This is a genomic window from Oleiphilus sp. HI0117, from assembly GCF_001635235.1.
Map to the genome: position 1 here is coordinate 1 of NZ_LWGA01000644.1, position 9,596 is coordinate 9,596.

Consider the following 9,596-nt stretch of genomic DNA (forward strand, 5'->3'; position numbering starts at 1 on the left):
CATGCTGCTCGGCTGCTCAAACGCAGCATGCAGTTCCTTCAGGGCGCAGGGTTAAACTGTCACCGTTTCTATCTTCAAAGGTATACATTTCTTTTTCAACGATATCGGTAACTTCTCCGATAGAGCGTTTAAATAGTTCTGTCTGCTCGACAATAGGCATGCGAATTTCTTGATAGCCATAACTTTGGAGCACACCTTTTATATGCCCTTCCAAGTACTGCCAAACTGCAGATTGCCCGGGTAACAAATCATTCATTCCACGGATAGCTTGTATTTTTGCCAAGGTTTAATCCTTATTATCTAGAACTTCTCTCGAGCTCACTTAGCAAGCAAGAGGAAAAATTACAGTGTTAAATTCTATGCTTTTGCAATCACCTGAGACTCCTGGGCCTCTTTGGCTGCGACCTTGGACCTGATGTTTCGCTCTAAATCATCAACAAGTGTTGTGTTAGCTAATTTATGGTCCGGCTTTCCATCAAGGTAAAGTAAATTATTCGGCGATCCACCGGTCAGACCAACGTCTACTTCTTTAGCTTCACCCGGACCATTTACAACACAGCCAATTATCGCAACATCCAATGGCGTCGTGACGTCTTCTAAGCGCTCTTCCAATTCATTCATTGTCTGAACAACATCAAAGTTTTGTCGAGAGCAGCTTGGGCAGGCAATAAAATTAATACCCTTTGAGCGAATCTTTAAACTTTTAAGAATATCAAAACCAACTTTGATTTCTTCAATAGGGTCGGCAGCAAGCGACACTCGAATCGTATCGCCAATGCCATCCATTAATAACATCCCCAAACCCACGGCAGACTTAACCGCACCTGATCGAAAACCCCCGGCTTCGGTAATACCCAAATGCAAAGGCTGTTCAATTTGATCAGCAATCATTCGATACGCAGCAACTGTCATAAAAACATCTGAAGCTTTAAGGCTGACCTTAAAGTTATCGAAATCATGAGCCCGCAGGATATTAACATGACGCATTGCCGACTCCACCAAGGCTTCAGGGGTTGGCTCGCCATACTTCTTTTGCAAATCTTTTTCTAATGAGCCCGCATTAACTCCGATACGAATCGGGATATTTTTCTCTTTAGCACAGTCAATTACTGCTTTAATACGGTCCTCTTTACCTATATTACCAGGGTTAATACGCAGACAATCCACGCCGTATTCGGCTACTTTTAGGGCTATCTTGTAGTCAAAGTGAATGTCAGCAACAAGTGGAATAGAGGTCTTCTTCTTTATTTCTTTGAATGCTTCTGCCGCTTCCATACTAGGAACTGAAACACGCACGATATCAGCACCTGCGTCCTGCAATGCCTTTATTTGCGCTACCGTCGCTTCAACATCACAGGTTTCAGTATTGGTCATACTCTGCACAGCAACAGGTGCATCGCCACCGACAGCTACATCCCCAACCCATATCTTCTTGGATTTTCTGCGTTTTATAGGCGATTCAAACTTCATTCATTTAATCCTTTGACCGTTGAAGGCCACTCATAACAATTCATTAGCATTATGGACTTAAGGTCAATTGAACTCTGCCATTCTTGGCAGTGTGAGGTTTCAAATCAACCGTCTTCCCTTCAAACTCAACCTGAACCTGTTTGGCATCGCCCAGCACCATTGTAAAAGGAGCTGGCCCTGTATAATTAACTTTATTGCCAGCACGTTTTAAAGCAGCAAATACAGTTTTACCTTCTGCATTAGTAAATTTGAACCAGCAATCACCACTAAACTCCGCAGTAAAGTTTGCATTAAAAAACTGTTTTTCCTCAACAACTGGAGAATTACCGCCCTCAGGGCTCAGCTCCACTATGTTTGACGCGTCTTGGGGCAAAGCCGTGGAAGTGTTTATCTCAGTTTTTTCTGGCACAGCCTTTATCACTATCTTTTCGTTTGCCAGAGTCTGTGCAGCATTTTTAGCAGCTGGTAGCTCAGATTTTGGGTCATCCAGTATAATCTTTTGGCCTTCTGTTTCAGTACTCGGTGATAAGCTGCTTGGAGAGCTTGTCGTACTTTCAGGTAAGGGGCTTCCCTCTTGTAGAGGCTTATCTTCTACCAATAAATATCCTAAAACATAGACACTCAAACCAGCGACTAAGGCCAATGCAAACAGCACACTGACCAATTTCTTACGGAATTTCGCTTTCTCGGCTTTTTTAGCATTTAAGGCTACATTCTCGATTTCATTCTTGCGAGTACGTAACTGAACCTCAAGCAGCTCAACCATTCGCTCTTCATGCAAGTTAACCAAACGACAATAAGAGCGAAAATAACCTTTTAAGAAAACATCGCTACTGAAGTCGTCATAATCTTCATTCTCCATTGACTGCACAACACTTGCCCTTAGGTGAAGATCATGTGCAACATGGTCGATAGAAAATTTTAACTCTTCTCGTGCAGTCCGGAGAATTAAGCCTGGGCTTGACGAAATATCAGCTGTTTCCTTACTCATCGACTAGCACCATTTAGCGTTATTTTTTTTCCAAGTAAACTCTTGGCAAGCTGGTTTTCTTCAGTATCGGGATACATTTGCTCGAGTAAGCCTGCCAAAGTAATCACTTGCTGAGAACTATCATAATAATTGGCAATCCTGATTCCCAGCCATAAACTCTGAGCTGAGTGTTGCATACCGCGCTCACGAATCAACCGTACGAGGCGATTATAATAATGCTGAGCTCTTTCAAAATCGTTGGACTGGATCAGCAGCTCCGTTACACCAGATAGCGCACGACCATTACTACGATCCAAGCGCAAAGTACTGGTATAAGCTTCAATTGCTTCAGCACTATTACCTAGTTTAAGTTGGCATAAAGCGATATTAGAGAATATTTGTGAACGGCCTTCATAACGCGTATCTTCAGATGCTAGTTTAAACTGTTCAAGCGCCGCCTCAATTCTGTCAACTGAATACAAAAACGCGCCGTAATAACTTCTTCCACGCGTATAGCTTGGGTCGGTTTCCAAACTCTGTTTAAAGTAATTCTCAGCAGCAACTGTCTCCCCTTCCTGGTGGTAAACCAAGCCCATAGCTGCGTTAGCTGGGGCATCCAGTGGTGATATCTCCAACGCTCTGTTCAGGTGCTTTCGAGCTCGATGCAGGTCATCCCGCTTAATGTACTCAAGACCAAGCGTCACATAACGCCCTACTGCGACAACCGGATCGGCCTTATCAGTTAGCGAACTATTGGTCGTCGTCACACAAGCTTGCAAGAGAAGGCAGAAGACTATCAGCCAGCCCTTCAATAAGAATCTGTATTGTTTATTCAAAAACAGCATGCGAATTTAATCTGCCTTTTTCTATTTTTTATACGAGCCGCTTTCATTGCGGTCTCTTTTTCTATAAAAATTAACCAAACCAATATATTTTATAGCTGTTTTGCAGCAATTGTATTTGCTGCATCCGCGTAGCGCGCACTGCGTCTCGTTCGATCTTCAACCTGACCGACAAGCTGCCCACAAGCCGCATCAATATCATCACCACGCGTTGTTCTAACGGTCGTGATATAACCACCCGCAATCAACCAATCCTGAAAACATCGGACCTCGTTGTTTGAGGGCTTTTTATACCCTGAGCCTGGGAAAGGATTAAAAGGTATAAGGTTGATCTTACAGGGAATTCCACGCAAAATCTCGATCAATTGATCTGCATGAATCTTTCGATCATTCACTCCTGCAATTAGGGTATATTCGATGGTCGCTTTTCGTTTATCCGAAAGCTGATCCAGATAGCTTTTTAGCGATGAAAGCAGCATCTTAATCGGATACTTCTTGTTCACCGGCACCAGTTCGTTTCTAAGCTCATCGTTTGGTGCATGCAAGGATATTGCAATCGAGGCATCGGTAAATTCGCCCATTCGATCCATTGCTGGCACCACACCAGCAGTACTGATTGTCAGACGCTTCTTGGAAATGCTGTAAGCGAAATCATCCATCATGATGTCTACAGCATCCATGACATTGTCAAAATTTAACAGCGGCTCGCCCATACCCATAAACACAACATTTGTTACGGGACGATCTTTTACCCGGTCGAGTTCTTCAAAGGAGGCAATAGCATTCCAAATCTGACCTACAATCTCTTCTGTAGACAAGTTACGATTAAAACCCTGCTTACCAGTAGAACAAAAACTACAATCCAGAGCGCAACCGATTTGAGAAGAAATACACAAGGTTCCACGGTCACCTTCAGGAATAAGCACCGTCTCGATACTACTACCGCCAGGCATCTGCATCACCCACTTACGAGTTCCATCTGACGAGATATCCTGATAGATAATATCTGGCCCTTCAATCGTTGCGATCTTTGAAAGTTTTTCACGCAGCGCTTTGCTGATATTGGTCATTTCGTCGAAGTTATGCACACCATATTGATGAATCCATTGCATGATTTGTTTGGCACGAAACGGTTTCTCACCGATCCCCTCCAGGAAATCCAGCATTTTTTGCCGTGGAAGACCCAACAAATTAACTTTTTTGGTTTCTGGTGTTACATCTGCGCTCATAAATTCTCTCGCGTAAAAATACTGCCGAACTGCATGTTTATTCACCCAATCATTCAAATTATTGAGCGAAGTCTACTCGTTATTAATCCGGCTATAATAACGACAAAAAGCAGGATCCTTTCTCTGAGCGTCTATTTGAGGCGCTACAGGGAATGGTATCCTGCTTGCTTTAGGCTAATGTAGCCTTAGCCGCGTGGGCAAATCTCTGCATCTGCGAAGAAGTAAGATACTTCACGAGCTGCTGATTCAGTTGAATCAGAACCGTGTACTGCGTTCGCATCGATAGACTCTGCGAAGTCTGCACGGATTGTACCTTCTGCTGCTTCTTTAGGGTTTGTTGCACCCATTAGGTCACGGTGAGCAAGAACTGCGTTTTCACCTTCTAGAACCTGAACAACAACCGGTCCAGACGTCATGAATGAAACCAAGTCACCATAGAAAGGACGTTCTTTGTGCTCAGCGTAGAAACCGCCAGCTTTTTCATCATCCATGTGGATCATTTTTGAAGCAACAATCTTTAGTCCAGCTTTTTCAAAACGGCTGTAGATTTTACCAATTACATTTTTTGCTACTGCATCAGGTTTGATGATTGAAAGAGTGCGTTCTACCGCCATGAGCTTATCTCCAAAGTAAGTTTAAAAGTTAAAAAATTGTGGCGGGATTATACAGGGCAAAGCAGAAAAAAGACACTCACCAATAACGCCATTAAAAAATATTAAAACAAAGAACTCTAGCAGCCTTTTAGCCCAATAAACTAGCGAACTCTAGCCCTTCATTCGCGTGACTGCCGAGCAGAGCATCTCAGCGGCCTTCAGCACTTCATCTTTAGTTGTGAAACGACCAAAGGAAAAACGCAAGGCGCTCAATGCCAATTCGTCAGACAAGCCCATAGCTGTCAACACATGCGATGGAGACATGCTAGCCGAGGTGCACGCGGAGCCTGACGAAATCGCTAACTGTGGCAGAGCAGAAAGCAAGACCTGCCCATCCAAGCCCTCAAATGACAGATTTAAAATACCTGAAATCGAATGCTCGAACTGACCGTTTACACGCACACAACCCAAGCCCGAAATACGTTCCATAAACAGGGATTTAAGATCAGAGATACTGACCTGTTCTTCCGTCATTGATGCCGCTGCAATCTCGAAGGCCTCTCCCATCGCAACGATCTGGTGCGTAGGTAAAGTACCAGAACGCATTCCTCGCTCATGGCCACCACCATGTATTTGCGCTGGAAGAGTGAAATCAGCTTTGCGCCGTACATATAAGGCACCAATACCTTTCGGACCATAGATTTTGTGAGCACACATTGAAATCATATCGGCACGTAATTCGTTCGTGTCTACTTTTAGTTTTCCTGCACTCTGCGCAGCATCGATATGAAAAAGAATCCCCTTCGATTCCGTAAGTCTGGAGATTTCATAGACATCATTAATCGCACCAGTTTCATTGTTCACATGCATCAAGGAGACCAAAACCGTATCAGGGCGAAGTGCCTGCGCTACATCATCAACTGAGATTCCCCCACTGACGCGAGGCTTCAACCAAGTCACCGAATAACCCTGCGACTCTAAGAACTTGACGCTATCAATAACTGCCTTGTGCTCAGTCATCGATGTAACAATATGCTTACCCTGCGACTTACGCGCCAACACCGCACCTTTAATTGCTAAGTTATTCGCTTCTGTCGCACCAGAGGTCCAGACAATCTCTCGCGTATCCGCGCATAATAAGCTGGCAACTTGCTTTCGCCCATGCTCGACAGCGGCTTCTGCTTGCCAACCATATATATGAGAACGGGAGGCTGGATTGGCAAAGACACCGTCCATCGTCAGAAACTTGGACATTTTTTCAGCCACACGCAAATCAACAGGAGTAGTCGCCGCATAATCGAGGTAAATAGGCTTATTCATAGATTAGGGTTCACAAAATAATACAGACTAAATTTTGCGCGTATTATATAGAGAGGAAGTTCTGATTACCATGAACGTAAATTGACCGACAAGCACAACTACTGCAATAGAAAAGAGCCCGCAGAATGCTATATATCTAATAAACTTGAGTTAATAAGTTCTGCCGCTTCATTCTGACGAATAGCAGTAACCTGAACCTCTCGTTTGTTCATAAGGTCTTGAAGACTTATAGAATTTAGAAAACTATGTATTTGCTGGCTAAGATCCATCCATAAATGATGAGTGAGGCACTGCTCGCCGTCCTGACAACCGCCTTTCTCAGCTTTTTCCTCCACACCCTCACGGCTTTTGGCGCCGCAACGAGTTGTATCAATTGACTCATCAACAGCATCAATAACGGCGGCAACTGAAATATCAGCAGCCTCAACATTTAGCTGATAACCGCCTCCCGGACCACGTATACTTCTAACCAGCTTACGTTGTCTAAGTTTCGAAAACAGCTGTTCCAAATAAGAAAGAGAGATACCCTGCCTAAGCGAGATATCTGCTAAGGCAACCGGGTTATGACAAGCATGCAGCGCAAGATCAAGCATTGCAGTGACTGCATATCTACCTTTTGTGGTTAGGCGCATTGCTTAATTCATGTCTCTTGAAGTGTTTATAGTCAGCATCGGAGCGATGCATTGCTGAAAAATTATCTATTACCTGAGTAATTTAATCAAGTATTCTCAAGCCTCTCCCCAATAATTGAGACATTAGCCCTTCACCAAATCGAACTATTACTTAATATCTTTAAAACAGCACATGTCATCTTCATCAATAGAAGGTACAGCCTCTTTGTTATAACCGTCATCAAGCTTACGTAAGGATTTGCACATTTCATTCATCCGTTCATCAACCATATGCATATGATCCAGCATACTTCTAATCGAACGCGCAACCGGGTCGGGCATCTCATCACTTAAGCCATAAGCATCAAAGCCAAAGTTCTCTTCCATTTTCTTACGCTTACTGTCATCCGGGGTAGCCGTTTCAGGAACTGATTTGAGAATAATTCGTCCCGGGATTCCAACTACGGTTGCTTCAGCCGGGACTTCTTTAGTAACAACTGCATTTGAACCAATCTTAGCATTTTGCCCTACATCAAAGGGCCCAAGTACCTTGGCACCCGCGCCAACCACCACACCATCCTGAAGCGTTGGGTGACGCTTACCTTTGTTCCAACTTGTGCCCCCCAAGGTAACCCCCTGGTAAAGGGTAACATCATCTCCAATTACTGCGGTTTCGCCAATCACTACACCCATGCCATGATCGATAAAAAAGCGCTTACCTATTTGTGCCCCCGGGTGGATTTCTATTCCCGTGAGCCAGCGACTAAAAGTTGAAAGGGAGCGCCCAAGCCAACGAAAATTTCTGAGCCAGAGCTTATGGGCTAGTCGATGTAGCAGCAAGGCATGTAAACCAGGATAATTCGTTAACACCTCAAAGGTGTTTCTTGCTGCAGGATCACGATCAAATACACTCTGAATATCGTCTTTCAAGCCTTCAAACATAAAATTTCCTATCTAGCCCCAAAAATATGGAGCTTCTATTTTTTTCGACCAAACTTGAGCGTTGCCGTCAATATGCCGCGTAATATATTAACTTCCATCTTATCTAGGTGAACTCGCTGATATAAGCGCCGCAACCTTGTCATCAACTGACGAGGATTATCCGGGTCATGAAAGCCTACTTCTATTAGCGTTTTTTCTAGATGACTAAAATACCCTTCAACTTCGGACACAGTTGCTAGCGGCTCATCCCAAGATTCATCTTGAGAGGAAACACTGGCCAATGAATGGTGTTTGGGGGCAGTTACAGATTTATCAACGCTTTCGGTCAAACAATCTGGTCGATATAGCAAAGCCATTCGCAGCTCATAGCTAAGTAACTGAACCGCCATGGCTAAATTTAGTGAGGAAAAACTCTCTACTGCTGGAATATTTACATGATAATGACAGCGGTGCAGTTCCTCATTACTCAAGCCACTCGCCTCATTACCGAATATAAGCGACACCGAACTGCCACACTCATTAGAGTCGATGTTTTCATCTGCTAAAACCTTGTCAAGCACTAAGGAAGCACAGTCTCTAGGGTTCATAAGCGGCCAAGTCATTTTACGACTGCGGGCACTAGCACCAATCACTATCTGACTACCAGCCAAAGCCTCATCAAGCGAAGTGCAGACCATTGCTTTTGCCAGAATATCTTCAGCCCCTGAAGCTCGCCTAATCGCATCGTGAGTATTTAAGGGAGACAAATAAACAATTTCACCATGCTCATCTTTTTCATAGGCTTCTGATGGCGAGACCAAGACCAGGCGACTTAAGCCCATATTTTTCATTGCACGAGCAACTGCACCGACATTTCCCGGATGACTAGTTCTAACCAATACAACTGTCACCAGGTCACTCAGTTTTTCTTCACGACTAAGCGCTATATTATTTTGAGTCACTGGCAATATCCAAAAATATCATACTATCTAAAGAAGCTGGATTTACCAGACTCTTAAAGGAATCTATCAACGCTCTCCCCTCTTTTGCAGGCACCGACAAAGCCATGCGAACAGCAGAGCCTGCCATATGCGAAAGTAGGAAACCAACCTGTTGTAACTTTTCCCAATACTGTTCATCGTAGTATTGCTTAATACAATCAACAATTAGCTTCGTTACGCGGCGACTATCTTCGATATCCAAATCCTGTAAGGATTTGTCTGCCGAAACACTTACCCAGATATCCATCATGGCAGGCTCAGAAAGGTATTCTTGATAGTAGCTCTCAATAACCTCTTGCAACACAAAGCATGCCTCTTCTTTTGAGCGCGTCACCGGCAAGGCTTCAGACAAAGAGCTAAATGATTGATCAAAGGTATCCTGAGCTAGCGCTAAGGTAATCGCATTTTTACTAGGAAAGTACTGATATATAGAAGCTGGGGTAACACCAGCACGCTCCGAAATTTCGTGAATTTTAAGTTGGGCGCTGCCCTTTTCAGAAATTAAGGATTTTGCTGCATTCAGAATTGCGTCGACACGCTTTTTACTTCTTGCCTGAGTCGGCCTGCGACGACTGTCATTTGTTTTATCTTGCAAAGTTGTTCCATATAATTGCGAATAAATTATAAGGTGACCAGGCT

The 9,596-nt window shown here is 43.9% G+C and carries 10 protein-coding genes and 1 pseudogene; all 11 read right to left on the reverse strand.

Going from position 1 to position 9,596, the window contains the following annotated elements:
* Positions 1-19: 19 nt before the first annotated feature.
* Positions 20-256, reverse strand: a pseudogene (locus A3757_RS08095) (ATP phosphoribosyltransferase regulatory subunit); the annotation flags it as partial.
* A gap of 101 nt (positions 257-357) precedes the next feature.
* Complete coding sequence (gene ispG / locus A3757_RS08100; RefSeq protein WP_068554616.1) at positions 358-1,470, reverse strand: flavodoxin-dependent (E)-4-hydroxy-3-methylbut-2-enyl-diphosphate synthase; 1,113 nt, start codon at positions 1,468-1,470, stop codon at positions 358-360.
* Positions 1,471-1,519: 49 nt separating this feature from the next.
* Complete coding sequence (locus tag A3757_RS08105) at positions 1,520-2,461, reverse strand: RodZ domain-containing protein (RefSeq protein WP_068554618.1); 942 nt, start codon at positions 2,459-2,461, stop codon at positions 1,520-1,522.
* Complete coding sequence (gene pilW, locus A3757_RS08110) at positions 2,458-3,285, reverse strand: type IV pilus biogenesis/stability protein PilW (RefSeq protein ID WP_068554620.1); 828 nt, start codon at positions 3,283-3,285, stop codon at positions 2,458-2,460. The genes A3757_RS08105 and pilW overlap by 4 nt, the downstream gene beginning before the upstream one ends.
* 89 nt (positions 3,286-3,374) lie before the next feature.
* Positions 3,375-4,511 (reverse strand): 23S rRNA (adenine(2503)-C(2))-methyltransferase RlmN, encoded by a 1,137-nt coding sequence (gene rlmN / locus A3757_RS08115; RefSeq protein WP_068510609.1) that lies wholly within the window; start codon positions 4,509-4,511, stop codon positions 3,375-3,377.
* Positions 4,512-4,696: 185 nt separating this feature from the next.
* Positions 4,697-5,125, reverse strand: a complete 429-nt coding sequence (gene ndk / locus A3757_RS08120) for a nucleoside-diphosphate kinase (protein WP_068510611.1) — start codon at positions 5,123-5,125, stop codon at positions 4,697-4,699.
* Positions 5,126-5,275: 150 nt separating this feature from the next.
* A complete protein-coding gene (locus A3757_RS08125; protein WP_068510613.1) occupies positions 5,276-6,424 on the reverse strand; it encodes an aminotransferase class V-fold PLP-dependent enzyme in 1,149 nt (382 codons plus the stop codon).
* Between the two features lie 128 nt (positions 6,425-6,552).
* On the reverse strand, positions 6,553-7,056 hold the full coding sequence (locus tag A3757_RS08130; protein WP_068510615.1) for a Fe-S cluster assembly transcription factor: 504 nt from the start codon (positions 7,054-7,056) through the stop codon (positions 6,553-6,555).
* A gap of 147 nt (positions 7,057-7,203) precedes the next feature.
* Positions 7,204-7,977: a serine O-acetyltransferase gene (gene cysE / locus A3757_RS08135; protein WP_068510617.1), complete on the reverse strand. Its 774-nt coding sequence runs from the start codon at positions 7,975-7,977 to the stop codon at positions 7,204-7,206.
* Between the two features lie 35 nt (positions 7,978-8,012).
* A complete protein-coding gene (locus A3757_RS08140; RefSeq protein ID WP_231872195.1) occupies positions 8,013-8,918 on the reverse strand; it encodes an RNA methyltransferase in 906 nt (301 codons plus the stop codon).
* On the reverse strand, positions 8,905-9,596 hold a 692-nt coding region (locus tag A3757_RS08145), incomplete at its 5' end, for a TetR/AcrR family transcriptional regulator (protein WP_082870172.1). The genes A3757_RS08140 and A3757_RS08145, both read right to left, overlap by 14 nt.